Below are 26,443 nucleotides of genomic sequence, written 5' to 3' on the forward strand. Positions count from 1 at the left end.
TCTGGCGGCGAAAAGGCATCGTGAGCAGGGAGTGTGTGATGACGGCAATCAGTCGGGTGCGTGGTCGGCAGATTCTCGACAGCAGGGGCAACCCGACCGTGGAGGCCGACGTGGTCCTCACGGACGGATCGACCGGGCGGGCGGCCGTGCCCTCCGGGGCGTCGACGGGGGCGAACGAGGCGGTCGAGCTGCGCGACGGGGACCGCAAGCGCTTCCACGGCAAGGGCGTCACGACGGCGGTCGGCGCGGTGAACGGTGAGATCGCCGACGCGGTGACCGGGCTCGACGCGGAGGACCAGGCCCTGATCGACGAGACGATGATCGCGCTCGACGGGTCGAAGGACAAGGGTCGCCTGGGTGCCAACGCGATCCTCGCCGTGTCCCTGGCGGCGGCGAAGGCGGCGGCGCTGGCGCACCGGCAGCCGCTCTACCGCTACGTCGGTGGCGTCGGGGCCCGCCTGCTGCCGGTGCCGATGATGAACATCATCAACGGCGGGGCACACGCCGACAACCCGCTCGACTTCCAGGAGTTCATGATCACCCCGGTGGGAGCGCGGAGCTTCGCCGAGGCGGTCCGGATGGGATCTGAGGTCTTCCACACCCTGAAGGCATCGCTCGCCGTGGCCGGTCACCACACCAACGTCGGCGACGAGGGCGGCTTCGCACCACCATTCACGACCGCCGACGAGGCGCTGAGTTTCGTGCTGCGCGCCATCGAGGAGGCCGGCTACGAACCCGGCACCGACATCACGATGTGCCTCGATCCGGCCAGCTCGGAGTTCTTCCGCGACGGCGTCTACGACTACGTCGGTGAGGGGCGCGAGCGCACCGTCGAGCAGCACATCGACCACCTGCTCGACCTGGTCTCCCGGTACCCGATCAGCTCCGTCGAGGACCCGATGGCCGAGGACGACATCGCCGGCTGGAAGCGGCTGACCGCGCTGGCGGGGGAGCGGGTGCAGCTGGTCGGCGACGACGTCTTCTGCACCGACGTCGACCGGCTGCGCGACGGGATCGAGGGCGGCTACGCCAACGCGATCCTGGTCAAGGTCAACCAGATCGGCACGCTCACCGAGACCCTCGCGACGGTGGACGCCGCCCACAAGGCGGGGTACCGGGTGGTGATGTCCCACCGCTCCGGGGAGACCGAGGACACCACCATCGCCGACCTGGCCGTGGGCGTCGGCTGCGGCCAGATCAAGACCGGTTCGCTGTCGCGCTCGGACCGTACGGCCAAGTACAACCAGCTCATCCGCATCGAGGAGGAGCTCGGCGACCGCGCTGTCTACGCCGGCAGCCGCTGAGGCGCCAGTTTGTGCGGGTGCCGTGCCGCCCGATGGTCAGGTCGTCCGGCTCAGCTCGGCGAGGAGCTTCTCCACCCGGGCGCGGATCTCGTCGCGGATCGGGCGGACGGCCTCGACTCCCTTGCCGGCGGGGTCCTCCAGCTGCCAGTCCTCGTAGCGCTTGCCGGGGAAGACCGGGCAGGTGTCGCCGCAGCCCATCGTCACGATGACGTCGGAGGACTCCGCGGTCGCGTACTCCAGAGGTTTGGGGGTCTGGTCGGTGATGTCGATGCCGACCTCGCGCATGGCCTGCACGGCGGCGGGGTTGACCGTCTCGGCCGGCGCGGAGCCGGCCGAGAGGACCTCGACGGTGTCGCCGGCGAGGTGGCGCAGCCAGCCGGCGGCCATCTGGGACCGGCCGGCGTTGTGGACGCAGACGAACAGGACGCTGGGCCTGGTGCTCATGAGGGGTTGCCTTCCGGGTTCCACGGTTGCCGAGGGTGTGGGAGTGAAGAAGCGGCGGCGCGCCCACAGGGACACGTAGACGAGCCCGACCAGGACGGGCACCTCGATCAGCGGGCCGACGACCCCGGCGAGGGCCTGACCGGAGGCGACGCCGAAGGTGCCGATCGCGACCGCGATGGCGAGTTCGAAGTTGTTGCCGGCCGCGGTGAAGGCCAGGGTGGTGGTGCGCTCGTAGCCGAGACCGATGGCCCGGCCGAGAGCGTAGGAGCCGGCCCACATGAGGGCGAAGTACACCAGCAGGGGCAGCGCGATGCGGACGACGTCCAGGGGGCGGCTGGTGATCGCGTCGCCCTGTAGCGCGAACAGGATCACGATCGTGAACAGCAACCCGTAGAGGGCGGCCGGGCCGATCCTGGGCAGGAAACGTGCCTCGTACCAGGTGCGGCCCTTGGCGCGCTCGCCGAGGCGGCGGGTGAGGTAGCCGGCGATCAGCGGGATGCCGAGGAAGATGAGCACGTTGCGGGCGATGTCCCAGGCCGAGATCGTCAACTCGGCGCCGGACAACCCCAGCCACCGGGGCAGCACCGAGAGGTAGAACCAGCCGAGCAGACCGAAGGCGACGACCTGGAAGACGGAGTTGAGCGCGACCAGGACGGCGGCGGCCTCCCGGTCACCGCAGGCGAGGTCGTTCCAGATGATGACCATGGCGATGCAGCGGGCCAGACCGACGATGATCAGGCCGGTGCGGTACGCGGGCTGGTCGGCCAGGAAGATCCAGGCCAGGGCGAACATCACGGCGGGGCCGACGAGCCAGTTGAGCACCAGCGAGGAGATCAGCAGTCGGCGGTCGCCGGTGACGGTGTCGAGCCGGTCGTAGCGGACCTTCGCGAGCACCGGATACATCATGATCAGCAAGCCGATCGCGATCGGTAGCGAGATCCCGCCGATCGTCACCGCTTCCAGCGCGCCGTCCAGGCCGGGGATCAGGCGACCGAGGAGCAGGCCGGCGACCATCGCCAGCCCGATCCAGGCCGGTAGGAACCGGTCGAGTCGGGAGAGGCGACCGACGACGGCGCTCTCTGCCGGGTCGCTCTGCACGGTGCTGGTCACGAGCAGTCCGGTCGGTCGGCGGGCGCCGCTGCGGGTGTGACGGTGAGCAGTGCGGCGAGCTGGCGCAGGATGGCCGGCCGGGCGCGGTAGTAGACCCAGGTGCCCCGGCGTTCGGCGTCGACGAGCCCGGCCTCCCGCAGCGTCCTGAGGTGGTGCGAGATGGTGGGCCCGGTCAGGTCGAACGCGGGGGTCAGATCGCAGACGCAGATCTCCCCGCTCTCGGCGGAGGCGATCATCGACAGCAGTTGCAGCCGCACCGGGTCGCCGAGCGCCTTGAACGCGGGCGCGAGCACCGCGGCGGCTTCTGCTGGCACGCGTCGCTCGGTCAGCGAGGGGCAGCAGGCCGCCGATACCGCTTGATTAGACATTGCTCTAGGTTGACACTGATCGAATCAGTGTGCAACTGTCTGATTCGACAGGCGTCGAGACAGGCGTCGTCGAGCAGTCGACCCCACCGGGAAGGACACCTGGATGGCTGACCTCACCGTGCGGCCCATGACCGAGGCCGACGCCGAGCGGGTCCTGGCGATCTACCAGGCTGGCCTCGACGCCGGCAATGCCAGCTTCGAGATCACCGCCCCGACCTGGACGGCCTTCGACGCCGCCCGGTTGACCGGGCACCGCTTCGTGGCCATCGACCGCGACGGCACCGTCCTGGGCTGGATCGCGGTCTCGCCGACCTCGACCCGCGCGGTCTACGCCGGAGTGGTCGAACACTCCGTCTACGTGGACCCTGCCGCGCAGGGCCGTGGTGTCGCCCGACTGCTGCTGGACGCGCTGATCACCTCCACCGAGGCCGCCGGCATCTGGACGATCCAGTCCGGGGTCTTTCCGGAGAACACCGCCAGCATGGCGCTGCACCAGCGCGCCGGGTTCCGCGTGATCGGCGTACGCGAGCGGGTCGGGCGCCACCACGACCGCTGGCGCGACGTCGTCCTGCTCGAACGTCGCAGCCCCACCATCACCTGACGAGCCCGCGCCCCGCAGGCGGGCCACCACATCGAGGAGTCAACGGATGAACGCTCTGGACGGCCTTCCCGTTGTTGTCATCGGCGCCGGTCCGACCGGTCTCGCCGCCGCCGCGCACCTGCACCAGCGCGGCCTGCCCTTCACCGTCCTCGAAGCCGGCGACACCCCCGGTGCCGCCGTACGGCAGTGGGGGCACGTGCGCGTGTTCTCACCGTGGCGGTACAACATCGATCCGGCCGCCCGTCGGCTCCTAGACGAGGCCGGCTGGGTCGCCCCCGACCCGGAGGCCCTGCCCACCGGCGCGGAACTCGTCGGCGACTACCTCCAGCCTCTCGCGGAGCTGCCGCAGCTCAAGCCGCACGTGCGCTACGGGGCACGCGTCGAGGCGATCAGCCGCCTCGGCCTCGACCGGCTGCGCACCGTCGGACGCGACACCGCGCCGTTCCTACTCCGCCTCACCGACGGCGACGAGCTGTTCGCCCGCGCCGTCATCGACGCCTCCGGCACCTGGGGTACGCCGAACGTCCTCGGCGCGTCCGGCCTGCCCGCGAGGGGAGAGGCCGACTCGGTCGCCCACCTGGAGCATGCGTTGCCGGACGTGCTCGGTGCCGACCGGGGTCGGTTCGTCGGCCGGCACACACTCGTGGTCGGCGCCGGCCACTCGGCCGCGAACACCCTGCTGTCCCTGGCCGAGCTGTCCGCCGCCGAGCCCGGCACCGAGGTGACCTGGGCGATCCGGACCGCCTCGCCGACGCGTACCTACGGTGGCGGGGCGGCCGACGCCCTCCCGGCGCGAGGCGCGCTCGGCTCGCGCCTGCGGGCGCACGTCGACGCCGGACGGATCCGGCTGCTCACCGGGTTCTCCGTGCACGCGCTCGCCCCGACCGACGGTCGGGTGAGAGTGGTCGTGCGGCACGCCGACGGCGCCGACGAGTCGATCACCGTCGACCGCATCGTGGCCGCCACGGGCTTCCGACCCGACCACTCCATCGCCGCCGAGCTGCGGCTGGACCTGGACCCGATCATGGGCGCGACCCGTGCGCTCGCCCCGCTGATCGACCCCAACGAGCACTCCTGCGGCACCGTTCCGCCGCACGGCGTGGACGAACTCGGCCACCCGGAGAGCGGCTACTACGCCGTCGGCATGAAGTCCTACGGCCGCGCGCCGACATTCCTCATGGCCACCGGCTACGAGCAGGTCCGCTCGGTCGTCGCCGCCCTCGCCGGGGACTGGGCCGCCGCCCGCGAGGTCCAGCTCGACCTGCCCGAAACCGGCGTCTGCAACAGCAACCCCGCCGATTCGGCGAGTGGCGACAACTGCTGCGGGCCGGAGCCGACAGGGCGTGGACTGAGCACCGGCATCTCCGGCGGGTTGCTGTCCGCGCCGCTCAGCCTCGTCGCCCTCGACGCCGCGCCCGCGGGAGGTTGTTGCGCGAGCTGATCCACCGGGTACGACGGTGCCCGTGGCCCTCGCGGTCGACGGGCACCGTCACCGTCGGCTGGCGCAGGCCACACACGTACGCGCCGACGGTCGGGCGACCAGCCGCTCGGCGGGAATGGGACGGGAACACCGTTCGCACACGCCGTAACTGCCGTCGTCGACCCGCCCCAGCGCGTTGTCCAGCTCGGCCAGGCGTCGGCGGGCCGCGTCCAGGACGGCGGTGAGCTGCGCGCGCTCGAAGGCGATCGTGGCGCCCTCGGGGTCGTGTTCGTCGTCGGCGTTGGACGACCGGGAGGCCTCGAAGAGGCTCCGAAGGTCACTGTCCAGGGCTGCGGCCTGCGCTTCGGTCTGCTCACGCAGCCGCAGTAGTTCCTCGCGGACCGCGCTGGAGTTCCTGTCCATGGCCACCCCACCGTACCCCCGCCGTGAGCGTGGTCGCTCACATGAAGTTGCGGGTGTGCAGGGCGGACAGCGCGGCCGCCTCGTCGGGCGGGAAACCCAGCCGCACCAGTCGGCGCTGGCGGCCCTGATCCATCGCGTGTTGCAGGGCCTGCACCCGGTCGAAGCCGGCGGACACGTCGTCGGGGTGCCAGCCGCCCGCCGCGAGCACCACCAGCGCGTCGAAGACGTCCGCGTTGAGGCCAGCGGTGTCGACGAGCGCGTCGTGGCGGCGGTGGATGGCCGCCCGCAGCCGGTCCCGCAGCAGCGGGTCGAGCTGCGCCTGATGCTCCAGGTGCGCCATGCCGAACACCACGTGCCGGCGCTCGTCCTGCATGGCGAGCCAGCAGACCCGGCGCGTCACCGGGTCCGGTGCGAACTGGTGCAGGAACGAGAGCAGATCGACGAAGCTGCCCTCACCCAGGACGGACAGCAGGAACGAGGCCAGCGCGAAGTCGGACTCCGCGACCAGCGTGAAGAGCGACTGTCGACCGCCGGCCGACGACGTGCCCAACTCGGCGCCCCGCAGCAGCGCCCGTCGGCTGAACACCTCCATGTGCCGGGCCTCGTCGGCGATCTGCACGGCGAGGAGCTGCACCACCTCACGGAAGTGCGGATGGATCCGCCCGACGAACCGGGCCGGCACGACGAGGGCGGCCTGCTCGTTCTCGACCAGGTATGTCATGACCTGCACCACCGCGGCCTCGACGTCCGACGGCAGCGCGAACGGGTCGTCCCAGGGCACCGCGGTCTGCGGGTCCCACTGCCGCGCCGCCGCCTGTGCGTAGAGGTGGGGAGCGACATCGGCCCACACCAGGTCGCGGTCGTCCAGGTCGAACCGGGCCTCGGGGCCACCGGCTTCGAGCAGCGCACCCCGGGCGCCGAGCCCCCACCGCGCCGGCGGACGGCTGCGAAGTGCCGTCGGGAGGGCGGGCCCGGCGCGCTCCGCGCCGAACCAGCGGTCGTCGTCCGCCGTGCCCCGGACCACCACCGCCACCACGTCGGTCCGGTCGTCCGGCTCCGGCGCTTCGACCCGATGGCCCCGGCCACGACACCATGCCGGCAGGTGCACCGGCAGCGCCGGGTCGCGTCCGCGGATCGCCAACCGGCCTCCGGGCGGCAGACCGGCCAGGGCGCGGTGCACGATCAGGTGCGCGCCCCTACCGAAGCCCAGGTCGCCCAGGTCGAGCTCGGCGACAGGTGCCGCGCTCACGGCCGGTAGTCCGGGGCCGTCACCCGCCCGTCGGGGGAGTAGAAACCGCTGGTGTCGACCGCGTCGGCGAGCACGTCGTACCCCGTGGTGCGGCCCTCCCGCCAGGCCGTCAGCCCCTCCAGGTCGAGCAGCGGACGCACCTGTGCGTCGGCGTACGACATGCCGAGCAGCAGCGTGCCGAAGAGCTGGACCCCCTCAGACTCCGGTGCGCGGACCGTCATGTTGCAGTGGTCGTACGGTGCGGTCTGCGCGACGATCCGGGTGCCGTCGGGCGGCAGTGTGCCCTCCTGGACGAACGCCAGGTGGTTGGCGTCGATCATGCACGTGGCGTCGACCTCCCCGGCCAGCAGGGCGCGGGCCGCGTCGCGTTCACCGCCGATGTGGTCGCCGTGCAGGCCGACACCCACGTCGAAGCGGCGTACGTCGACGGTGACCCCGCGCGCCGCGAGGTGATCCAGTGGGATCAGCGTCGCTTGTGGACTGTCGACCGCCCCGGCGGCGACCACCCGGCCGGCGAGGTCCGCGAGCTGGCGCACCGGCGAGTCGGCCCGAACCACCACGACCGAGGTGAGGTCCTGGTCGGTGTCACGCATGGTGAGCGCGCGGACGGTCGTGCCGTTGGCGACCGCCAGTCGCTCGGCGCGCAGCCAGGCCAGGGGTGAGTTCCACGCCGCGTCGATCCGTCCGGCGACGAGATCCTCGACCTGTCGCTCGTAGTGCGAGTAGAGGACGAAGTCGAAGTCCAGGCCGCGCCCGCGTAGCCAGGCGCGGAAGCCCTCCCAGATGGTCACCACCTTGGGGTCGTACGCGACGGCACCCATCAGGACCGATGGCGCCGGCATCAGCGGTTGGCCTCGTCGAGCAGCGGCAGGCCGGTGGCGACCCGGCCGACGAAATCGTGCAGAGCGTCGGTGGTCGGTGCCATCACCCGGGCGGCCCGAGAGTCCCGGAAACGGCGCTCAAGGCCCAGTTCCTTGCGGAACGCGCTCCCGCCGCAGAGCTGCATCGCGCCGTCGGTCACGTCGGCGACGGTCTCGCCGGCCAGCGCCTTGACCTGGAGGACCCGCAGCATCGCGTCGTCGCGGCCGGTCTCCAGAGCGGTGAGGGTGTCGCCCAGGAAGGCGCGTAGTGCGTCGGTGCGGATCATCAGTCGGGCGAGGTCGCGGCGGGTGACGGGCGCGTCGCGCAGGGCGGCCCCGGTGTGCGCGAGAGTGGTCCTGGTGACATGCCGGCCCGCCTCCGCGACCGCGCTCTGGGCGAGACCGAGACAGAACGCGGCGTTGAGCACCAGGAACCAGGGGAGGACCGCACCGAGCGCGGTGTCGAGCCCGGCGCCGTCGGCCGCCATCATCGCCGTCGAGGGAACCCGGAGCCCGTCGGCGGTCATCGGCCGGGAGCCGTTGCCGCGCAGGCCGAGCCCGTCAAAGTCGCCGGTCACGCTCAGGCCGGCACTGCCGGCCGGCACGAGCCACAGCGTCATCGGACCGGCGGCGAGGGTCACCGGGAGGCTCGACCACACGTAGCTGTCCACCTCGCCGGCGGAGGTGACCCAGCTCTTGCGGGCGTCGAGGCGGACGCTGCCATCGTCGGTGGCTGTCGCGGTGCCGGTCGGCGACCAGAAGTGGCTGCGGGAGCCGTACTCGGAGAACGCCAACGTGGTGAGATGCCCGCCGGTCGCGATGCCGGCGCGGACCTCGCGCGGGCCATGCGCCTCGATGACGGCGGTCGCCGCGTAGTGCATGAGGACCACCATCGCCGTGGAGCCACATTCGGCGGCCAGCCGCTCGACGACCGCGGCGACCACCCGCATGCCGTGGCCGCCGCCACCAACCTCGGTCGAGGAGGCCAGGCCGAGCAGGCCGGCCGCGGCGAGGGCGTCGACACCCTGGCGGGGGAAGACCCCCTCCCGGTCGACCGTCGTCGCCTGCGGGCGGATCACGTCGTCGATGAGGGTGCCGAGGGTGCTCGTGACATCGGTGATGGGATGGGCATTGTCGACAGTGGTTGTCATGCGGGTGCCCCTTCGACCGAAGCGGTCAGGCCGCCGTCTACACTATCCGACCTGGAGGACGCAGCGCGAGCACCGGATCACCCTCTGGTACGCGTGCCGTCCCGGTGCGGCCGGCCGTGCCCGTCCTCCCGATCGATCCGCAACTCCCGCTCCAGCTCGCCGATGACCGCCCGCAGGTCGTCCAGCCGCTGGGTCAGCGCGATGCGGTCCACCTCGTCCGGTACGCCGTCGCCATCCTCGTCGTAGTCGGGGGCCAGCCGCTCGGTCATCTCCAACCGGCGTGCCTCCTCCATCGAGTTGACGATGACCGCGATGAGGATGTTGAGCAGCAGGTTGACGGTGATGACCACGTAGCTGACGTAGTAGAGCAGTGTCCACGGCGAGATGGCCATGCCCTGCTCGATGAGGTCCGGCAGGGTCTCCAGCGACAGCAGCACGAACAGCGTCAGCAGCGACCTGCCGATGTCGCCGTACTGCTCCGGGTACCTGCTACCGAAGATCAGCCAGCCGGCCATGCCGTACACGTAGAGGGTCACCACGGCCAGGGCGAGGAACCCGGTGACGCCCGGCAGGCTGCGCCACAGCGCGGAGACGATGGTCCGCAGGCCCGGCGAGAACCGCACCAACCGGACCATGCGGGCGACCCGCACGACGCGCAGCAGTGCCGGGTCGCCGTGCAGGCCCGGGATGAAGATGGCCGCGATCACCACGAAGTCGAAGACGTTCCAGCCGTGCCGGAAGAAGTCCTGCGGACGCTTCCCGTAGGCCGCCAGCCGGACACCGATCTCGACGACGAAGACGGAGCGGAAGAGCAGCTCCAGCCAGTGCAGTGCCGTGCTGGCCCGGTTCGGGTCGTCGTATGTCTCCAGGCCGAGGACGATCCCGTTGGCGAGGATGACCACGACGATGACGATCTCGAAGGGGCGCGACCGGGCGAGCCGGGCGCAGCGGGCCGCCCAACCGGATCGGTGCTGCGGCGACGGGGTCGGCTCACCTCGCTGGGCGGGCGCGGGTGCGCCACTCACCAGTCGGCCGGCTCGAACAGGTGCGCCGGGGCCGCTGTGCGGGCCCGCCTCCGGCCGTCGTGGTGGCGGTGCGGGTGGCGTGCGGGCATGTCCGTCAGCCTATCCAAGATCAATGATCGGGGGTACGGCCGTGGTGTCCGCCGCACACGACGAAGGCTGCGAACCGCGGCTGCTATCTAGAGTGGGCCGGTGAGTGACGCACCCCCTGTGAGCGCCGGTGACGGTGGCCCCGACCGTCCGCCCATCTGGAGCAGGCCCGAACGCGGCAGCCGTGGCCCCGCTCCCGCCCACAGCCGGGACGCCATCGTGGTGGCCGCCGTCGCCCTGGCGGACACCGAAGGGCTCGCCGCGGTGTCGATGCGCGCCGTCGCCAGCGCGCTCGGCACCGGCGCCGGCTCCCTCTACCGGTACCTGTCGTCGCGTGACGACCTGCTGGACCTGATGACCGACCGGGTCATCGGGGAGCTGCGGCCGTACCCGCAGGCGGAGGGCGACTGGTTGGACACCATGGTGCTGTTGGGCCGCCGGCAGTTGGCGCTGTTCGGCGCTCACCCGTGGCTGCTCGACGTGTTCCACCGGGCCTCCGGCGTCGGCCCCGAGGGTCTGGCCTGGTTCGACAACTGCATCCGGGTCCTGGAACCCCTGCCCTGCGCGGTCACCGCCAAGTTCGAGGCCATCGCGATGATGACCGGCGTCGTGAGCCTCTTCGCCCGCCGCGAGGCCGCCGCCGGGGCCGGGACCCTCAGCTTCGTCGGTGTCGACCTCGCGGCGTACCCGCACCTGGTCGCGGCCTTCAGTCAGCCCTCGGCGCCGGCACCCCGGGCGGACCTCGTCGAGCGCACCCTGCGCGGCCTGCTGACCGGTCTGCTGCTCGTCGAGGCGGGCTGAGCGGATCGGCAGGTGGTGTCGGCCGATCCGTCGCCCGGCCGGTGCCAGCTGGTCTCGTCTTCGGTGGTGAGCGGGGCCGCCCGGCACCGGCCTGGACGGTGGCCCGGTCAGGCCCGCGCGGCCCGGACGGCGTCGCGCAGCGGGGTGGTCGGTCGCCCGATCAGCCGGCTGAGGTCGTCGCTGTCGGTCGCCAGCTCACCGATGGCGATCGAGTGGTCGAGTGCGGCGACGAATCCGGCCGTGCCCGCGTCGAGGCCAACGTTCTCCAGGGCCGAGGCCAGCTCGGCGGCAGACAGGTCCCGGTGGACGACGGTGGTGCCGGTGACCTCCGTGACGGTCTCGGCCAACTCGTCGAAGGTGAACGCGGTGCCGCCCAGTTCGTAGACCGCGTTGCCGTCCTCCTCGCGGGTCAGCGCCGCCACGGCGGCTGCCGCGTAGTCGGCCCGGGTCGCGGCGGAGACCTTGCTGCCACCGGTGGCGCCGAGGATCGTGCCGGACCCCAGGTACTGCGGCAGCTGGTCGGTGTAGTTCTCGGTGTACCAGCCGTTGCGCAGCACGGTGTAGGTCAGACCGGAGGCGGCGAGGACCTCCTCGGTGGCCTTGTGCTCCGGGGCGAGCGGGTTCGTGGTGGTGTCGGCCTTCAGGATGCTGGTGTAGACCAGGCGCTCGACCCCGGCGAGCTTGGCGGCCTCGATGACCGCGGTGTGCTGGGCGACGCGCTGACCGGGAGTGTCGCCGGAGATGAGCAGCAGACGGCGTACGCCGGCCACGGCGCCGGGCAGCGTCGACGGGTCGTCGTAGGTGGCCTTGCGGATCTCGACCCCGCGCGCGGCCAGATCGGCGGCCTTCTCCGGGCTGCGGACGATGGCGGCGATGTCGGCGGCGGGCACGCCGGTGTCGAGCAACTGCCCGATCACCAGGCGACCCAGTCGGCCGGTGGCACCGGTGACGGCGTAGGTGGGCATGGGAACCTCCGGTGGGTAGCGGCATATCTGTAAGCACTTACGAATCTACAGCACCTGTCGAGACGTAACCGTGCGGTAGGCTGGTGAGGTGAGCGACATGCCCGCCCAGGACCCGGCGGGGCCTACCCAGGAATTCGTCAGCGATGTCTTCGCCCGGGGGTGCACCTCCCGTGCGGCCTTCGAGGACGTCACCTCGAAGTGGGCCTCGCTGGCTCTGCTGGCGCTCGGTGAGGGGCGATACCGGTTCAACGCCCTGCGTCGCCGCATCGACGGGGTCAGCGAGCGGATGCTCTCCCAGACCCTGCAGACCCTCGAACGGGACGGAATGCTCACCCGCGAGGTGCTCACCGCGATCCCACCGCGCGTCGAATACTCGCTGACGCCGCTCGGCGCCCGGGTCGCCGAGCAACTGCGTGGCCTCGCCGATCTGCTGGAGGCGTCGGTGCCCGAGTTGCAGACCGCCCGCGAGCGCGAGCGGGGCTAGCGCGCGCCCGACCTCTCCCGTCGCACCGCTGATGCTGACCGCCGGGTGCGCTGGATCAACACGACGCACGCCAGCACCACCACGGCCGCCGTGATCGAAGTCGGGGTGACGTTCTCGCCGAGCAGCAGCGCCGACCACCCGAGGGTGAGCACTGGCTGCGCGAGCTGGACCTGACCGACCTGCGCGATGCCGCCCCGGGCCAGGCCCGCGTACCAGGCGAAGAAGCCCAGGAACATCGAGACGACGGTGAGGTAGCCGAAGGCCGACCAGCCGAAGCCGTCGGCGTGCGGCCGGTCGGCCAGCGCGGCGACGATCGTGACGGGCACGGTGACGGGCAGCGACAGCAGCAGCGCCCAGCAGATCGTCCGGGCGCCGCCCAGCTCGCGGGCGAGAGCGCCGCCCTCGGCGTAGCCCAGGCCGCAGAGCACGATCGCCGCGAGCAGGAACGCGTCGGGCAGGGTGATGGTGCCGCGTATCTCGCCGCTGGCGGCGAGGAAGAGGAGCACCGCCAGCAGGCCGCCGACGCTCGCGATCCAGAACAGCGGCGGCGGCCGTTCACCGGCGCGCAGCACCGCGAACACGGCCGTCATCGCGGGCAGCGCGGCGATGACGACCGCGCCGTGCGCGGACGTCTGGGTGAGCAGCGCCAGCGAGGTGAACAACGGAAAACCGACAACAACGCCCAGGGCGACGATCGCCAGCCGCCGCCGCTGACCGCGCGAGAGCCGTGGTGCGCTGGTGAGACGCAGGTACGCCCAGGCCAGCAGGCCCGCGCCGACCGCCCGCCCGAACGCGACGAACCACGGATCGAGTTGCTGGACGGCCAGGCGGGTCGCCGGCAGTGAAAGGCTGAACCCGAGCACGCCCAGCGCGCCGAGGGCGAGGCCGCCGGCCCGCCGCGTTGTTACCGTGCTGGTGGCAGTAGCGCTACTATCGTCCTTCATGGAGAACGGTAACGCAGCCGCCCGCGTTATCCAAGATCTACGCGTGCTGGTGGCCGCCACAGGTCCCGGTGCCCGACTGCCCTCGGTCCGGGAGCTGACCGCCCGGCACCAGGCCTCGCCGGTCACCGTCGCCGAGGCGATCCGGCGGTTGGTGGCCGAAGGGCTGATCGAGGCACGGCCCGGCAGAGGCACCTTCGTAGCCGCCGCGCCGGACGAGCGGCGCGCACCCGACCTGTCCTGGCAGACCGTCGCGCTCGGCCCCCGGCCGTCCGGCGAGAGCGAGATGCAGGCTCTGCTGGCGCTACCGCGCGCCGGTGCGATCGCGTTGTCCGGCGGCTACCTGGACACGGAGCTGCAGCCGGCCGCCGCGTTGGGCGCCGCGCTCAGCCGCGCCGCCCGCCAGCCCGCGACCTGGCAGCGCGGGCCGGTCGAGGGGCGCGAGGACCTACGCGCCTGGTTCGCCCGCGAGGCCGGAAATGGGCTGCGGGCCGAGGACATGGTGATCTGCCCCGGTGGGCAGGCCGCGCTGTCCTCGGCGGTGCGGGCGCTCACCGCCCCCGGCGACGCCCTGCTCGTCGAGTCGCCGACCTACCTGGGCGCGCTGGCCGTGGCCCGGGCCGCCGGACTCCGGGTGGTGCCCGTGCCGGCGGACGCCGACGGGGTACGCCCCGACCACCTCGCCGCCGCGTTCGCCCGCACCGGCGCGCGGCTGTTCTACTGCCAGCCGCTGCACGCCAACCCGCACGGCGCGACGCTGGCGGCTGACCGCCGGGCCCAGGTCGCCGACGTGGTACGCGACGCGGGCGCGTTCCTGATCGAGGACGACTACGCCCGCGACCTCACCATCGACGGTCCGGCCCCACCGCCGCTGGCGGCCGACGACCCCGACGGGCACGTCATCTATCTGCGCTCGTTGACCAAGTCGACGGCGCCCGGGCTGCGCGTCGCGGCGATCGGCGCCCGCGGACCGGCCGGCGCCCGGTTGCGCGCGGCACGGCTGCTCGACGACTTCTTCGTGGCCGGCCCACTGCAACAGGCGGCGCTGGAGTTCCTCACCTCCCCGGCCTGGTCGCGGCACCGCCGCACCCTCGCCACGGCCCTCCGCATGCGCCGCGAGGAGTTGCTGGCCGCGCTGCGGCGACACCTCCCCAGCCTCTGTCCACAGTCGGTCCCGCGTGGCGGCCTGCACCTGTGGATCCGCCTGCCCGACGGCGTCGACGACGTGGCGGTGACCGCTGCCGCTGCCGCCGAGGGCGTCATCGTCTTTCCGGGTCGCCCCTGGTACGCCGCCGAACCTCCGGCGCCGCACCTGCGCCTCACCTACGCCGCCGCACCCGACCTCATGGACGAGGCCGTGCGCCGCCTCGCCCGCGCTCTGCGTGGAGAACGTGCACCTGTCTAGTTGGTGTCCTGGGGGCAGACCGTGGTCACCTCGGCCAGGTAGCTCGCGAGCGTGGGCAGGCCAGCCTCGGCGCGGCGTCGTTCGACATCGGCCTCGTCCCTGATCGGGGTGGCCGGGACGGGCCCGCCGGGTCCCCAGCGGATCTGCGTCCCGTACTCCTGGGGCTCGTCCTTGCCGGTCGCGACCCAGTCCTGAAGGTAGGCGAGGTTGCCCGGCGAAGCCTGGCCGGCGGCGACGGACGCGCGTAGCAGGCCCAGCGCCTCCTGCCGGAAGGCGAGATCCAGGTCGGAGCGTTGTGCGATGGCCCGGCGGCATTGCCGCCGTCCTCGCCGACCAAAGCGAAGGCCGACCAGCCGTGGGCGCGGATGATGTCCTTAGCCGGGCGGTGCGCGCCTGGTCGGACTCGGTCTGCGGGGGCCCTCGCGGTCGGCTTGGTCGCGCTCCAGCATCGCGACCAACTCGTCGTGCAGCGCCTGTCGAAGGCGACGGGGGAGGCTGACACGCGGGTGGGACCAGCGGGCTCCGGCGCAGTGTCGCACGCGGCGAGGATCAGCAGGCCCACCAGCGCCAACGCGACCCGCGAGGGGAGCGTCAAGGGGCCGATCGTCGCCGGTGGGGGACAGCGTCACAAGGCGTGCCACCGGGGGCCGCCTCAGGCGTTGAGCGTTTCGCGCGGCGGTACGCCGTAGCTCGCGTGGTAGCGGGCCGTGAACCTGCTGTGGCTGGCGAACCCCCATCGACTGGCGATCGCCGAGACGGTCTCCCGGCGGGGGTCGGCGCGCACCAGGTCGTGATGGGCGCGGTCGAGCCGGATCCGACGCAGGTAGGCCGTCGGGGTGGTGCCGAGATGACGGCGGAAGGCGAGCTGTACCGCCCGCAGGGAGACGCCGGCCGCACCGGCGATGTCGGCCGCGCTGACGTCCCGGTCGGCGTGCTCCTCCACGAACGCGATCGCCCGTCGTAGCGTGGCGGTGCTGGCGTCGTTCCGGTCCGCGGCGGTCGGTTCGGTGAACGCGGTGTTGGGAAACACCGTGAGCGCCGCCGCGGCGAGCATTCGCGCGGCATTGCCGATCACCAGCGGCTGCGCCCCGGTGGTCAGGCTGTTCAGCAGGACGTCACTGACGAAGCTGGTGGTGTTGCGCCACTGCCGGGCGAGGGCCCCACTGACGGGACCCAGATCGGTGAATCGGATCCGACCGGGCCGCCGCGTCGGCGCCGTGGTGGCCACCTGCGTCAGCACCGACAGGTCCAGCATGCAGAGCTCCACCTCGCCGGGATGCCACCGGACGCGGCACGGCTCCTCCGGCCTGGTGACGAGGAGGACGTCGCCGGGCGCGAACCGGTCGGCCGACCCGTCGCAGGCGCGCTCGCCACGGGCCGTCCGGGCGCTGCCGACGACCAACCCGCCGAGGGTGCTGGCATCGATCTCGAGATGCCCGGTCTGGCGGGTGGTCGAGACGGCGAAGGGGCCGGCGTCGACACGGTGATGGCTGAGCCGGTATCCGTTCCTGCTGTGGATGCGCAGTGTCGTGTCGTACGTGGTGGACAGGAACTGCGAAATGCCCACCGGGTCACGGCTGTCGAACTGGTGGGTCTGCACTGGTGTTGACGTCATCCGCTGTCTCCGTCCGGTGCGGGTGCCGCCGGTTGGTGAAACGGTGCCGGCGGCGGGATCGGGACGTGCCGGAATGCTCGGCGGTGACCCGGCACGTCGTTGTCCGGCGGTGCGGTGCGGTGCGGTGGGGTCGCGAGCGGGACGGCAGCGACCGGGCGAGGGCGTCGGATCTGTTCTGACCGTTGATTGTCCTGAGGCGCAATATCCGTCGATGGGAATGTCACCTTACGACAATCACGTCGCGTCGTCCCGCGAATCGATGCGATGTGTCGGTTGGTCGACTTCGCTTTCCGGCTAGCGCGCCAACTGTTTCTACGCCTGCTGACCTAGCCACCCTCGTGGCCGACAGCGAAATCTTGTTCATGATTCCCCCAGGAGTCGGAGGACGACCGGGCCACCGCCGGGTGACCGGTCCAGGAAGGAGGAGCGTTGGACAGTACCGATCCTGACCGCGTCGTTCGGCTGGCCGTGGCCGAGGCACTGGCCCGGGTGGCGGACGAGGACAGCTTGGGGCTGGGCGAGGGTGACGCGGTCGAGCGACTCGGCCGCGCTCTGCGCGAGGTGCTGCGCCGCGCACTCGACGACCGGGTGCCCCTGACCACGCCGGAGTTCGTCGACCTCTGCCGTGACCTGGGTCTCAACCGGGACGCCTTCGACCTGCTGGGGCACTACCTGATGACCGCGTTGCTGGCCCACCACGTCGGACCGGACGCCCTGATCCGCGTCGGGGTGCTCTTCGGCACCGTCGGGCGGTACCTGCCCGGTGCGCGCCCGGCCGGGCAGCGCAACGGCGGCCCCGCGCCACGGCGACGCGACGTGCGCGCGGACAACAGCGTCGTCGGCCGGTACCGCCGCACGAAGCTGCCGGAGCACCTTCCCAACCCCCCGAGTTGGACCTGCACCGGGTGTGGTCGCGAGTGGCCCTGTGCCACGAAGCAGAGTCAACTGCTCGCCGAGTTCGGTGGCGCACGAGCCGGCCTCGCGGTCTATCTCGGCTCCTGTCTGGTCGCCGCCGCTCAGGACCTGCCCACGGTGCCGCTGCCCCGGGTCCGGCTGCGATTCCTGGGCTGGCTGCCCCGGGCCCGGATCTGACCAGGGCGCACCGGCCCGCCGGTCGTCGGAGATCTCCCGACGACACCCGGACCGGTGCGGGCACTAGTCAACGGGGACATCGATGCGATGAAATGTGATCCACGCATCGCGCCCCGGGAGGACACCGATGACGCCTGCTCCGTCGCCCACCAGCATCCGCGCCCACGTCGCCGTCGTCCTGGTCGGCCTGCTGGTCGCGGCACTACCGGCGGCCCCGGCGACCGCCTCTCCGGCGACCGCCTCTCCGGCGACCGCCTCTCCGGTGACCGCTTCCCCGGTCGCGGCGGAGCCGGCGGCGCGGCATCGACCGGTGCCCGCGCACGTCCTGGGCAACCAGACGGTCCCCGCCTACTCCTACGCCGACGCGATCCGGGAGAGCGTGTGGGTCCAGACCGCCGCCGACAGCGATGGTGACGGTGTGCGGGACCGGGTGGCCGTGGACCTCGTCCGGCCCCGGGAGGCCGCAGCCGCAGGGGTTCGCGTACCGGTCATCATGGACGCCTCGCCCTACTACCTCTGCTGTGGCCGGGGCAACGAGAGTGAACTCAAGACGTACGACGCGGCCGGTGTGATCGCCAAGGCGCCGCTGTTCTACGACAACTACTTCGTCCCACGCGGGTACGCCTTCGCCGCCGTGGACCTCGCGGGCACCGCCCGCTCCACCGGCTGCGAGGACGTCGGCGGCCCGGCCGAGGTGGGCAGCGCCAAGGCGGTGGTGGACTGGCTCAACGGGCGGGCCCGCGCGTACACCGCCGACGGGCGGCCGGTGAGCGCCACCTGGAGCACCGGCCAGGTGGGCATGATCGGCAAGTCGTGGGACGGTTCGGTCGCCAACGGGGTCGCCGCCACCGGCGTGCAGGGGCTGGCCACGATCGTCCCGATCTCGGCGATCTCCAGCTGGTACGACTACATGCGCTACCAGGGGAACCTGCGGACCACCGACTACCCCGGCTACCTGCACTCGTACGTCAGTGGCCGCACCGACGAAGCCTGCGCGGACGCTCTGGCCCGGCTGCGCGCGGACAGCGCCGAGAAGACCGGTGACTACAACGCGTTCTGGGCGCAGCGCGACTACCGGCCTTCGGCCGACCGGGTCCGGGCCAGTGTCTTCGTGGCCCACGGCGTCAACGACCTCAACGTCACGACCAACCAGTTCGCCCGCTGGTGGCAGGAGTTGGCCGACCAGGGCGTGCCCCGCAAGCTCTGGCTCTACCAGGCCGGCCACGAGGACCCGTTCGACGTTCGACGCGCCGAGTGGGTGACCGCCCTGCACCGCTGGTTCGACTTCTGGTTGCAGGGGCTGCGCAACGGGGTGATGAACGAGCCACGGGTCGACCTTGAGACGGCTCCGGGCGCCTGGACGACGCAACGGGACTGGCCCGCCCCCGGCACCCGCGACGTCCGGGTCGCCCTCGGCGCCGGCGACGGCGTGACCGGGACCCTCGGCGGGCGCGGCGCGCGACCGGGCCGGGAGCAGGCGTACGTCGACGCGTCACTGCCCGAGGCCGAGCTGGTCACCGAGCCGAACACCGCGACCGCCGGGCGACTGGTCTTCCTCTCCGGTGCCCTGACCGCGCCGCTGCGGATCTCCGGCAGCCCTTCGGTGCGGCTGCGGGTGCGGGTGGACCGGCCCACCACCGAGCTGACCGCCCGACTGGTCGACTACGGCACCGCCGAGCGGATCCGCTATGACAGCTCGGAGGGTGTGCGCACGTTGGCAACCGAGTCCTGCTGGGGAGCCTCCACCGACGTCGACGACGCCTGCTACCGGGACACCGAGGAGATCACCGCGGTCTCCGACCACGCGGTGCTGACCCGGGGCTGGCTCGACGCCGCGCACCACCGCTCGCTGCGGTTCAGCACACCCCTGCGGCCGGACCGCTGGTACACGGTGACCGTGCCGCTCAACGCGTACGACGTGGTGCTGCCCGCTGGGCACGTGCTCGGCCTGGTCCTGGGCCAGAGCGACCCGGAGTTCACCGAGACCGACGACCAGAACGCCACCGTACGGGTCGACCTCGGCCGCAGTGAGCTGATCCTTCCGGTCGCCGGCCGCGCCGGGTTGCCCGCCGTGGACGTCGCGCCGCCGGTGGTCACCGCGCCCGCCGACCCGTCGGCCGCCCGGAGGGCCGGTGACACACGGCAGGTGCCCTGACCCGACGGCCCGACGGGGCCTCGATCGGGCACCACGCGCGGTCGAGGTGTCACACCCTGCCGTCCCCGGCCGGGCCTCGGACAGGCCGGGGCAGGGTGTTCATCGTGGGCACGCGCCCCGTACGACGGCTGTTCACCGCGCTCTCCGAAGCTCCTTGATCGAAAGAGCATTCGCTTGATCGAGGAGAGGCTCTCACGTGAGAGACAGGCAACCCGAAGAGACCGAGCACGCGCAGCTGTCACGGCGCAAGCTGGTCAAGTACGCGGGCGTCGGCGCGACGCTGGCCGCGGCCAGCCCACTGGTCGGCGCGGGCGCGGCGTGGGGCGACGAGGAGCGCCGGCCCGGTGACGACGACAAGAGCGACCGGGGCGGCTCCAAGAACCGGGTGTGGCGTGCCGGCGATCACCACATCCACTCCGAGTACAGCGGCGAGTTCGACACCACGAAGTCCCCGATTGTCTTCCACAAGGGCGCGGACGCGGTCTACCCGATCGTCACCAACGCCATCATGGCGAAGAACTTCGGTCTGACCTGGGCCATGTGCACCGACCACGGTGGACCGACGCACTCGAAGGTGAACATCGAGCAGGCGTACCCGGACCTGCTGCGTTCGCGCAAGCTCGTCCCCGAGGTGCTCCAGTTCTGGGGCATGGAGTTCGACGCGCCCTCACTGGACCACCACACGCTGATGATCCCGCGCCACGACGACGAGGCGAAGCAGCTCTTCGAGCTGGAGAGCCGGTTCGCGAAGTACGACGCGTTCCCCACCGACCCGGCCCGGGACACCGAGGCAAAGATGGTGGAGTTCCTCAAGGTGGCCCGGGGCATGCCGCACAAGCCGCTGGTGATCGCCCACCACGCGTCCCGTTCGGCGCCCGGCCTCGGCGTCTACGGCCAGGACACCCCGCGCGAGTTCCGCAACGGCAACAACGCCGCGCCGGACGTCTACGTCGGCTTCGAGGGCGCGCCCGGGCACCAGGCCGGCCCCCTCAACGGCGGCAAGCGCGGCGGGTACGGCAACCACCCCACCTACGGCGGCTTCGACCAGATGACCGCCCGGGTCGGCGGCCTGTGGGACTCGCTGCTCGGCGAGGGCCGACGCTGGTGGATCACCGCGACCTCGGACTCGCACGTGCACTGGACCCGCGGTGGCTCCGACTTCTGGCCCGGCGAGTACAGCAAGACGTACGTACACGCGCGGCAGGACTACGGCGACATCATGGACGGTCTGCGCAACGGCCGGATCTGGGTCACCACCGGCGACCTTATCCGCAGCCTCGACGTCACCGCCACGTCCCAGGGCCGGACCGCCGAGGTGGGCGAGACCATCACGGTCAGCCGTCGTAGCCGTACCGACGTCGAGATCGAGATCACGTTCCGTCCGTTGGGCGGCCCGAACGCGAACGGTGACCGCCCCGAGGTCCGCCGGGTCGACCTGATCGTCGGCCAGATCACCGGCCCGAGCGCCAGCCTGGACGCCGACACCAACCCCACCACCACTGTGGCGGCCCGGTTCGGCCCGCGGGACTGGCGCCGCAAGGGTGACAGCTATGTCATCCGGCACACGCTGCGCAACGTCGAGGCCGACACCTACGCGCGGGTGCGGGGCACCAGCACCGACGAGGCCGAGCCGCTCGCCGACGGGCTGGAGAGCCCGTGGGACGACCTGTGGTTCTACTCGAACCCGGTGTTCGTGCACGTGCGCTGACCCGGCCCGGCAGTAACACCGCGGGTCCGTCCCGCGCCGCTCGACGTACGACGGTCGGGCGGTGCGGGCCGGACCCGTGCCGCGTTCCGTCTCCAGCGGTCGTCAGTCGGTGCTGCGGCGGCGCGCTCGCGGGGCGGTGGTCCGCCCGCCTCGTCCGGGCGCGGCGCCGGTGCGGCTCGTCGTCGGTGCCGGGGTGGGTTGCACCTGCGCCACCACCTCGCAGAGGTCGCGCAGCGGGTCCACCGCCTGGGCCGAGCAGGCGACCTGTTGGAGCAGCGTCCGTAGCGTCGCCGCGTCGGCTGGCGCGAGCGACCCCAGCAGGTGCGACTCGACCTGCCGCAGCGCCGAGCGCCGCTGCTCCCAGGCGGCGCGGCCGGCGTCGGTGACGTCGATCAGCCGGTTGCGCCGGTCCGCCGGGTCCGCCCGACGGGCGACGAAGCCGGGTCGTTCCAGGTCGTCGATCAGGTACGTGAGGACGGTGCGGTCGAGGCCGAGCTCCTCGGCGATCGCCCCCTGGTTGCGAGACGGCCCGTTGATCGCCGCAGTGAGCAGCTGGTAGCCGCGTGGACCGCCGGGAAAGTCGGTGAGTGTGTGCTCGGCCGCCCGGACGTAGCCACGGAAGACGATCCCGAGCATCCAACCCAGGTCGTCGTCGAGCGGATCGGGCCGGTCCGGCCGGTGAGTGGCACCCGTCATCCCCCGACAGTAGCGCAGTGACGCAGACCTTGTTGGCAGAAGATGTTCTGAGTGGCATAAGGTTGAGGTCATGACGCATCGCCTGAGGCGTCGTGCGAATCGGGAGGCTCACAGATGAGCGACTACGGCCACGACCTGGTCTTCGGATCCTTCGTCACCCCCAGCAATGGCGATCCGGACCGCACGGTCGGCGTCGCCGTCCTGTCCGAGCAGGTCGGGCTGGACCTGGTCACCTTCCAGGACCACCCGTACCAGCCGGCGTTCCTCGACACCTGGACGTTGCTGAGCTTCGTGGCGGCCCGGACCAACCGCGTGCACCTGGCGGCGAACGTGACGAACCTGCCGCTGCGCCCGCCGGCAGTGCTCGCCCGCAGCGTGGCCAGCCTGGACCTGCTCAGCGGCGGCCGGGTCGGCCTCGGCCTCGGCGCGGGAGCGTTCTGGGATGCCATCGAGGCAATGGGCGGCCGGCGGTTGACCCCCGGCGAGGGCGTACGCGCGTTGGAGGAAGCCATCGAGGTCATCCGTCAGCTCTGGGACGCCGAGACGCGCGGCGGAGTGCGGGTCGACGGCGAGTTCCACCGGGTGGTGGGCGCCAAGCGCGGGCCGGCCCCGGCGCACGCGGTGCCGATCTGGTTGGGCGCGTACAAGCCTCGGATGCTCCAGCTCACCGGTCGCCGGGCCGACGGTTGGCTGCCCTCGCTGGGCTACCTGCAACCCGGTGACCTGGCCAAGGGCAACGCGATCATCGACGACGCCGCGCAGCAGGCCGGCCGGGCACCCCGGGACGTCCGCCGGCTGCTCAACATCTCCGGCCAGTTCTCGGCCGTCGGGCGCGGCCACCTGAACGGGCCGGCCGAGCAGTGGGCGCGGGAGCTGACCGAGCTGGCGCTGGGGGAGGGCGTCGGCACCTTCATCCTCGCCAGCGACGACCCCGACGACCTGCGCCGGTTCGCCGGCGAGGTGGCCCCCGCCGTCCGCGAGTTGGTCGCGGCCGAGCGCGAGCGGGCTGCGGCGCCGGAGCGTACGCCGGAGCCGGAGCCGGAGCCGGAGCCGGAGCCGGAGCCGGAGCCGAGGCCGGAGCCGGTCGCCGCTCCGTCGGTACGGGCGAGCCGCGCGAGCGTGACCGGCGGCGCGTTCGCCGTGGTGCCGACCCCCGACGACGGCGTGCGGCGCAGCGACCAGAAGGTCTGGGACGAGTCGGTCCGGCCGACCGGGCCGACGCCCGATCCGGACCGCACCTACACCCCGCACGAGCAGGCCACCGGTGCGCACCTGGTGCAGATCCACGACGGCCTGCGCGCCGAGCTGGCCCAGATCCACGACCTGATCGAGCAGGTGGCGGCCGGCGAGATCGACGCGGGCACGGCCCGGTCGCACATCAACACCATGACCATGCGGCAGAACCGGTGGACGCTCGGCGTCTACTGCGAGTCGTACTGCCGCATCGTCACCACCCACCACACGATCGAGGACCAGTCGCTCTTTCCCCGGTTGCGGGCGCGTGACCCGCGGCTCGGCCCGGTCGTCGACCGGCTGGAGCAGGAGCACCACGTCATCCACGACGTGTTGGAGGGCGTCGATCGGGCGCTGGTCGCGTACGTCGGGTCGCCGGACGGTCTCGCCGAGCTGCGGGCGGCGGTGGACCTGCTGACCGACGCCCTGCTGTCGCACCTCAGCTACGAGGAGCGGGAGCTGGTCGAGCCGTTGGCCCGGTTGGGAATCGCCTGATCGACACGGCCCTCCCCGTGCGGCGGGGGTTGCCTCGACAAACCTGAGAGACTACTTTCGAAACATGTCTCTCAAGAATCCGTACGGGGATTTCGAGATCACCGAGCCGCAGGCGCTGCGGGCGCTGGCCCACCCGGTGCGCCTGGCGATCCTCGAACACCTTCAGCGGCACGGCCCGGCCACGGCGACCGGTCTCTCGCCGCACGTCGGCGCCACCCCCTCGGTGGTCAGCTGGCACCTGCGACACCTCGCGACGTTCGGTCTGGTCACCGACTGGGAGGGCGCCACCAGCAAGCGGGAACGTTGGTGGCAGGCCGCAGCCCGGGGCTTCCGGTTCACCGCGACCGACAGTGTCGAGGGGCAGTCCGCCAGCCAACAGCTGCGCGGCGAGATGTTCGCCCGCAACGCCGACGCGCCCCAGCAGTGGCTGCTGCACGAAGAGCCCCGACTGGATCCCGAGTGGCGCGCGCTGGCCGGCATCGCCGACACCCGGTTCGTGGCCACCGCCGACGAGCTGCGACAGCTGGAGGAGTCGATCGAAGAGCTGATCGCTCCGTACGTGCGGCGCAAGGAGGCGTCGGCCCCGGACGGCGCGCGGATCGTCCGGATGCTGCGCTACCTCCTGCCCGAGCCCGGCGAAGACGCCCCGGCCGAGCGGGGCGACGACGAGGCGGCCACGTCGTGACCGCCGCCGGCACCGTGAGCGCCACCGGCGCCGTGCCTCCGCCGGCCCTGCACCGCGACCGACGGTTCCGCACCTTCTGGGCCGGCGAGACGATCTCCTCGTTCGGCGACCGGGTCAGCGAACTGGCCCTCCCGCTGATCGCCGTCTCCCTGCTCACCGCGACACCCGTGCAGGTCAGCGTCCTCACCGCACTGATCTGGCTGCCCAACCTGCTGGGCCTGTTCCTGGGTGCGTGGGTTGACCAGCGCACCCACAAGCGGCGACTCCTGATCATCGCGGACCTGGTCCGCGCCGCGGTGCTGCTCAGCCTGCCGGTGGCCTACCTGTTCGACGCGATCACCCTCACCCAGCTCTACCTGGTGGCACTGCTCACCGGCCTCGGAGCGGTGCTGTTCGCCATGGCGCGTCAGGCCTTCTTCGTCGCCCTGGTGCCGCGCTCGGCGTACGTGGACGCGAACAGCAAGCTGAGCATGAGCCGATCGCTGTCCTTCATCGCCGGCCCCGCCGTCGGCGGTGGGCTGGTCCAGGCGCTCAGCGCGCCGGTCGCGATCCTTGTCGACGCGGTGTCGTTCCTCGGCTCCGCGCTGCTGCTGCGCCGCATCCCGGTCACCGAGACACCTCCGCCGCCGCGTCAGACGTCCACTCTCGGCCTGGTCCGCGAAGGGCTCGTGCTGGTGCTGCGGCACCCGGTGCTGCGGGCCGCCCTCGGCTGCACCAGCACTGTCAACTTCTTCACCTTCATCGCCAGCGCACTGCTGGTGCTCTACGCCAGCCGGGACCTCGGCCTGTCGGCCGGCGCGATCGGTGTCGCCCTCGGGTTCGGCGCACTCGGCGGGCTCGCGGGCGCGGCGCTCGCCCCACGGATCTCCCGCGCCATCGGGTTGGGGCGTACCGCCATGATCGGCGCGGTGCTCTTTCCCGCACCGCTGGCGCTGACCGCGCTGGTGACCGGCCCCACCTGGACGAAGGTGGCCCTGCTGGCGGCCATCGAGTTGGTCTCCAGCGCCGGCGTGATGCTGATGGACGTCAACCTGAACGCCCTGCTCATCGCCGTGACCCCCGACGACGCGCTGGCACGCCGGGCCGGGGCGTACAGCGCCGTCAACTACGGCATCCGACCGATCGGCGCGCTGGTCGGTGGCGTGCTGGCCACCACCATCGGGCTGCGACCCACCCTGGCCATCGCCGGCCTGGGTGGCGTGCTCGCCGTGCTCTGGCTGGTCGCGTCACCGGTGCGCCACATCAGAACCCTGGACGACCAGACGGCCTGACCTCACCCCTGACGCTGGAGCGGGTCGGGACGGGCGGCACTCACCCTGATGAGCGTGATGCCGCAGAGTCATCAACATGCCCCTGAGGCAGCACGCTCATCGAAGCGACCTCGGGCTCTCGCCGCCATCGCCCGACTCAGGTCAGCTGGCCTCCGCAACCAGGACCCGCGCCAGCTCGGTGGGCTGGGAGAACATCGGCCAGTGGCCGGTGTCCATGGTGACCAGTCGCCAGTGGTCGCTGGTCAGCAGCTTGGCCACTGTGTCGTTTGGCTCAGGCCCGTCGAGCAGACACTTGACGTACGTCGCCGGAAGCTCACCCAACGGCCGGGTCAGCACGGCCGGCTCGGTCAGCGTGGCCCCCGGGTGCGGCGTGGAGCCGACGATCAGCCGGGCGACCTGCTCGTCGGTGAGCCCCTGACCGTCGAACTCGGCCGCACCCAGCGGCGGCCAGTAGCCGCCGTTGTCGGCGATCAGCGCCTCGAAGACCGCCTGGCCCTGCCACCAACCGGACGCAAACGACCCGCCGTCGACCGGCACCTCCGAGTCGACGAAGACCACCCTGGCCAACCGATCGCCGATGCGCTCGGCGGCCTGGCCCACCGGAATGCCCGAGTAGCTGTGCCCGACCAGCACCACGTCGCGCAGGTCACGGCGCTCGATCTCGTCGACGATGTCCTGCACGTGGGTCTGCTGCCCAGCGGGCACGCCCCGCTTCTCGGCAAGACCGGAGAGGGTCACCGCGTGGGCGCCGTGGCCGGCCGCCCGAAGCGGCGCCACCACCTCGTCCCATGCCGACGATCCCAGCCACGCCCCCGCCACCAGTACGAATTCAGCCATGGGCGGGACCCTAGCGGC

General features: G+C 72.1%; 25 protein-coding genes and 1 pseudogene. 12 read left to right on the plus strand and 14 right to left on the minus strand.

Going from position 1 to position 26,443, the window contains the following annotated elements:
- Nucleotides 1–38: 38 nt before the first annotated feature.
- On the plus strand, nt 39–1,304 hold the full coding sequence (gene eno, locus HNR22_RS01550) for a phosphopyruvate hydratase (RefSeq protein WP_179778671.1): 1,266 nt from the start codon (nt 39–41) through the stop codon (nt 1,302–1,304).
- 36 nt (nt 1,305–1,340) lie between these two features.
- Here the strand turns inward: eno and HNR22_RS31125 are convergent, their stop codons facing one another.
- The 3 genes and pseudogenes from HNR22_RS31125 to HNR22_RS01560 form a co-directional block, all read right to left on the minus strand.
- A complete protein-coding gene (locus HNR22_RS31125) occupies nt 1,341–1,748 on the minus strand; it encodes an arsenate reductase ArsC (RefSeq protein ID WP_246381055.1) in 408 nt (135 codons plus the stop codon).
- An 84-nt stretch (nt 1,749–1,832) separates the two neighbouring features.
- Nucleotides 1,833–2,858, minus strand: a pseudogene (gene arsB / locus HNR22_RS31130) (ACR3 family arsenite efflux transporter); the annotation flags it as partial.
- Nucleotides 2,855–3,226 (minus strand): ArsR/SmtB family transcription factor, encoded by a 372-nt coding sequence (locus HNR22_RS01560; protein ID WP_179778673.1) that lies wholly within the window; start codon nt 3,224–3,226, stop codon nt 2,855–2,857. The pseudogene arsB and the gene HNR22_RS01560, both read right to left, overlap by 4 nt.
- A 103-nt stretch (nt 3,227–3,329) precedes the next feature.
- Between HNR22_RS01560 and HNR22_RS01565 the strand changes: the two genes are divergently transcribed.
- Both HNR22_RS01565 and HNR22_RS01570 read left to right on the plus strand, forming a co-directional pair.
- Nucleotides 3,330–3,827: a GNAT family N-acetyltransferase gene (locus HNR22_RS01565; protein ID WP_179778674.1), complete on the plus strand. Its 498-nt coding sequence runs from the start codon at nt 3,330–3,332 to the stop codon at nt 3,825–3,827.
- 46 nt (nt 3,828–3,873) lie between these two features.
- Complete coding sequence (locus HNR22_RS01570; RefSeq protein WP_179778675.1) at nt 3,874–5,268, plus strand: FAD-dependent oxidoreductase; 1,395 nt, start codon at nt 3,874–3,876, stop codon at nt 5,266–5,268.
- A 48-nt stretch (nt 5,269–5,316) separates the two neighbouring features.
- Here HNR22_RS01570 and HNR22_RS01575 read toward each other — a convergent pair whose 3' ends face one another.
- The 5 genes from HNR22_RS01575 to HNR22_RS01595 all read right to left on the minus strand — a co-directional run bounded on the left by HNR22_RS01575 (nt 5,317) and on the right by HNR22_RS01595 (nt 9,955).
- Nucleotides 5,317–5,670, minus strand: a complete 354-nt coding sequence (locus HNR22_RS01575; RefSeq protein WP_179778676.1) for a TraR/DksA family transcriptional regulator — start codon at nt 5,668–5,670, stop codon at nt 5,317–5,319.
- Nucleotides 5,671–5,707: 37 nt separating this feature from the next.
- Nucleotides 5,708–6,919, minus strand: coding sequence for a sulfurtransferase TusA family protein (locus HNR22_RS01580; protein ID WP_179778677.1), 1,212 nt, complete (start codon nt 6,917–6,919; stop codon nt 5,708–5,710).
- A complete protein-coding gene (locus HNR22_RS01585) occupies nt 6,916–7,761 on the minus strand; it encodes a phosphate/phosphite/phosphonate ABC transporter substrate-binding protein (RefSeq protein ID WP_179778678.1) in 846 nt (281 codons plus the stop codon). The genes HNR22_RS01580 and HNR22_RS01585 overlap by 4 nt, the downstream gene beginning before the upstream one ends.
- The gene (locus tag HNR22_RS01590) at nt 7,761–8,930 is read right to left on the minus strand and encodes an acyl-CoA dehydrogenase family protein (protein ID WP_179778679.1); all 1,170 of its coding nucleotides are present in this window, start codon (nt 8,928–8,930) and stop codon (nt 7,761–7,763) included. The genes HNR22_RS01585 and HNR22_RS01590 overlap by 1 nt, the downstream gene beginning before the upstream one ends.
- Before the next feature lie 77 nt (nt 8,931–9,007).
- Entirely contained in the window at nt 9,008–9,955 is a 948-nt protein-coding gene (locus tag HNR22_RS01595) for an ion transporter (RefSeq protein ID WP_179778680.1), read from the minus strand.
- A gap of 189 nt (nt 9,956–10,144) precedes the next feature.
- Here HNR22_RS01595 and HNR22_RS01600 point away from each other — a divergent pair, with 189 nt between their 5' ends.
- Entirely contained in the window at nt 10,145–10,843 is a 699-nt protein-coding gene (locus tag HNR22_RS01600) for a TetR/AcrR family transcriptional regulator (protein WP_343059637.1), read from the plus strand.
- A 107-nt stretch (nt 10,844–10,950) separates the two neighbouring features.
- On the opposite strand, the gene HNR22_RS01605 is transcribed toward HNR22_RS01600, so the two are convergent.
- Nucleotides 10,951–11,808, minus strand: a complete 858-nt coding sequence (locus tag HNR22_RS01605) for an NAD(P)H-binding protein (RefSeq protein WP_179778681.1) — start codon at nt 11,806–11,808, stop codon at nt 10,951–10,953.
- Between the two features lie 97 nt (nt 11,809–11,905).
- On the opposite strand from HNR22_RS01605, the gene HNR22_RS01610 reads away from it, so the two are divergent.
- Nucleotides 11,906–12,292, plus strand: coding sequence for a winged helix-turn-helix transcriptional regulator (locus tag HNR22_RS01610; RefSeq protein WP_099857360.1), 387 nt, complete (start codon nt 11,906–11,908; stop codon nt 12,290–12,292).
- On the opposite strand, the gene HNR22_RS01615 is transcribed toward HNR22_RS01610, so the two are convergent.
- Nucleotides 12,289–13,236, minus strand: a complete 948-nt coding sequence (locus tag HNR22_RS01615) for a DMT family transporter (RefSeq protein WP_179778683.1) — start codon at nt 13,234–13,236, stop codon at nt 12,289–12,291. The genes HNR22_RS01610 and HNR22_RS01615 overlap by 4 nt on opposite strands.
- Here HNR22_RS01615 and HNR22_RS01620 point away from each other — a divergent pair.
- Nucleotides 13,235–14,638 (plus strand): aminotransferase-like domain-containing protein, encoded by a 1,404-nt coding sequence (locus tag HNR22_RS01620; protein WP_179778684.1) that lies wholly within the window; start codon nt 13,235–13,237, stop codon nt 14,636–14,638. The two genes, HNR22_RS01615 and HNR22_RS01620, sit on opposite strands and share 2 nt — an antisense overlap.
- Here HNR22_RS01620 and HNR22_RS31980 read toward each other — a convergent pair.
- Together HNR22_RS31980 and HNR22_RS01625 are read right to left on the minus strand one after the other, a co-directional pair.
- Nucleotides 14,635–14,991 carry a DUF6624 domain-containing protein gene (locus tag HNR22_RS31980; RefSeq protein WP_425488089.1) on the minus strand — a complete coding sequence of 119 codons (357 nt, stop codon included), beginning with the start codon at nt 14,989–14,991 and terminating at the stop codon, nt 14,635–14,637. The two genes, HNR22_RS01620 and HNR22_RS31980, sit on opposite strands and share 4 nt — an antisense overlap.
- 299 nt (nt 14,992–15,290) lie before the next feature.
- Nucleotides 15,291–16,253, minus strand: a complete 963-nt coding sequence (locus tag HNR22_RS01625) for a helix-turn-helix transcriptional regulator (protein WP_179778685.1) — start codon at nt 16,251–16,253, stop codon at nt 15,291–15,293.
- A 429-nt stretch (nt 16,254–16,682) separates the two neighbouring features.
- Between HNR22_RS01625 and HNR22_RS31135 the strand changes: the two genes are divergently transcribed.
- The 3 genes from HNR22_RS31135 (at nt 16,683) to HNR22_RS01640 (ending at nt 21,208) form a co-directional block, all read left to right on the plus strand.
- Nucleotides 16,683–17,345, plus strand: coding sequence for a hypothetical protein (locus HNR22_RS31135; RefSeq protein WP_246380603.1), 663 nt, complete (start codon nt 16,683–16,685; stop codon nt 17,343–17,345).
- A 127-nt stretch (nt 17,346–17,472) separates the two neighbouring features.
- Complete coding sequence (locus HNR22_RS01635; RefSeq protein ID WP_179778686.1) at nt 17,473–19,500, plus strand: Xaa-Pro dipeptidyl-peptidase; 2,028 nt, start codon at nt 17,473–17,475, stop codon at nt 19,498–19,500.
- A 196-nt stretch (nt 19,501–19,696) separates the two neighbouring features.
- The gene (locus tag HNR22_RS01640) at nt 19,697–21,208 is read left to right on the plus strand and encodes a CehA/McbA family metallohydrolase domain-containing protein (RefSeq protein WP_179778687.1); all 1,512 of its coding nucleotides are present in this window, start codon (nt 19,697–19,699) and stop codon (nt 21,206–21,208) included.
- A gap of 102 nt (nt 21,209–21,310) precedes the next feature.
- Here the strand turns inward: HNR22_RS01640 and HNR22_RS01645 are convergent, their stop codons facing one another.
- Nucleotides 21,311–21,904, minus strand: a complete 594-nt coding sequence (locus HNR22_RS01645; RefSeq protein WP_179778688.1) for a MarR family winged helix-turn-helix transcriptional regulator — start codon at nt 21,902–21,904, stop codon at nt 21,311–21,313.
- A 114-nt stretch (nt 21,905–22,018) separates the two neighbouring features.
- On the opposite strand from HNR22_RS01645, the gene HNR22_RS01650 reads away from it, so the two are divergent.
- The 3 genes from HNR22_RS01650 to HNR22_RS01660 all read left to right on the plus strand — a co-directional run bounded on the left by HNR22_RS01650 (nt 22,019) and on the right by HNR22_RS01660 (nt 25,588).
- Entirely contained in the window at nt 22,019–23,632 is a 1,614-nt protein-coding gene (locus tag HNR22_RS01650) for an LLM class flavin-dependent oxidoreductase (protein ID WP_179778689.1), read from the plus strand.
- Between the two features lie 64 nt (nt 23,633–23,696).
- Nucleotides 23,697–24,317, plus strand: coding sequence for an ArsR/SmtB family transcription factor (locus tag HNR22_RS01655; RefSeq protein ID WP_179778690.1), 621 nt, complete (start codon nt 23,697–23,699; stop codon nt 24,315–24,317).
- A complete protein-coding gene (locus HNR22_RS01660) occupies nt 24,314–25,588 on the plus strand; it encodes an MFS transporter (RefSeq protein WP_343059638.1) in 1,275 nt (424 codons plus the stop codon). Before HNR22_RS01655 ends, HNR22_RS01660 begins: the two co-directional genes overlap by 4 nt.
- Before the next feature lie 141 nt (nt 25,589–25,729).
- Here HNR22_RS01660 and HNR22_RS01665 read toward each other — a convergent pair whose 3' ends face one another.
- Complete coding sequence (locus tag HNR22_RS01665; protein WP_179778691.1) at nt 25,730–26,425, minus strand: alpha/beta fold hydrolase; 696 nt, start codon at nt 26,423–26,425, stop codon at nt 25,730–25,732.
- Nucleotides 26,426–26,443: the final 18 nt, after the last annotated feature.

Source organism: Micromonospora jinlongensis (genome assembly GCF_013410645.1).
Lineage (GTDB): Bacteria > Actinomycetota > Actinomycetes > Mycobacteriales > Micromonosporaceae > Micromonospora > Micromonospora zamorensis.

Bases quoted from the DNA above. Each gene is read 5' to 3' on its own strand.
- eno (WP_179778671.1), top strand. From the start codon at position 39: ATGACGGCAATCAGTCGGGTGCGTGGTCGGCAGATTCTCGACAGCAGG.
- HNR22_RS31125 (WP_246381055.1), bottom strand. From the start codon at position 1,748: ATGAGCACCAGGCCCAGCGTCCTGTTCGTCTGCGTCCACAACGCCGGC.
- HNR22_RS01560 (WP_179778673.1), bottom strand. From the start codon at position 3,226: ATGTCTAATCAAGCGGTATCGGCGGCCTGCTGCCCCTCGCTGACCGAG.
- HNR22_RS01565 (WP_179778674.1), top strand. From the start codon at position 3,330: ATGGCTGACCTCACCGTGCGGCCCATGACCGAGGCCGACGCCGAGCGG.
- HNR22_RS01570 (WP_179778675.1), top strand. From the start codon at position 3,874: ATGAACGCTCTGGACGGCCTTCCCGTTGTTGTCATCGGCGCCGGTCCG.
- HNR22_RS01575 (WP_179778676.1), bottom strand. From the start codon at position 5,670: ATGGACAGGAACTCCAGCGCGGTCCGCGAGGAACTACTGCGGCTGCGT.
- HNR22_RS01585 (WP_179778678.1), bottom strand. From the start codon at position 7,761: ATGCCGGCGCCATCGGTCCTGATGGGTGCCGTCGCGTACGACCCCAAG.
- HNR22_RS01590 (WP_179778679.1), bottom strand. From the start codon at position 8,930: ATGACAACCACTGTCGACAATGCCCATCCCATCACCGATGTCACGAGC.
- HNR22_RS01605 (WP_179778681.1), bottom strand. From the start codon at position 11,808: ATGCCCACCTACGCCGTCACCGGTGCCACCGGCCGACTGGGTCGCCTG.
- HNR22_RS01610 (WP_099857360.1), top strand. From the start codon at position 11,906: ATGCCCGCCCAGGACCCGGCGGGGCCTACCCAGGAATTCGTCAGCGAT.
- HNR22_RS01620 (WP_179778684.1), top strand. From the start codon at position 13,235: ATGGAGAACGGTAACGCAGCCGCCCGCGTTATCCAAGATCTACGCGTG.
- HNR22_RS01615 (WP_179778683.1), bottom strand. From the start codon at position 13,236: ATGAAGGACGATAGTAGCGCTACTGCCACCAGCACGGTAACAACGCGG.
- HNR22_RS01625 (WP_179778685.1), bottom strand. From the start codon at position 16,253: ATGACGTCAACACCAGTGCAGACCCACCAGTTCGACAGCCGTGACCCG.
- HNR22_RS01635 (WP_179778686.1), top strand. From the start codon at position 17,473: ATGACGCCTGCTCCGTCGCCCACCAGCATCCGCGCCCACGTCGCCGTC.
- HNR22_RS01645 (WP_179778688.1), bottom strand. From the start codon at position 21,904: ATGACGGGTGCCACTCACCGGCCGGACCGGCCCGATCCGCTCGACGAC.
- HNR22_RS01650 (WP_179778689.1), top strand. From the start codon at position 22,019: ATGAGCGACTACGGCCACGACCTGGTCTTCGGATCCTTCGTCACCCCC.
- HNR22_RS01655 (WP_179778690.1), top strand. From the start codon at position 23,697: ATGTCTCTCAAGAATCCGTACGGGGATTTCGAGATCACCGAGCCGCAG.
- HNR22_RS01665 (WP_179778691.1), bottom strand. From the start codon at position 26,425: ATGGCTGAATTCGTACTGGTGGCGGGGGCGTGGCTGGGATCGTCGGCA.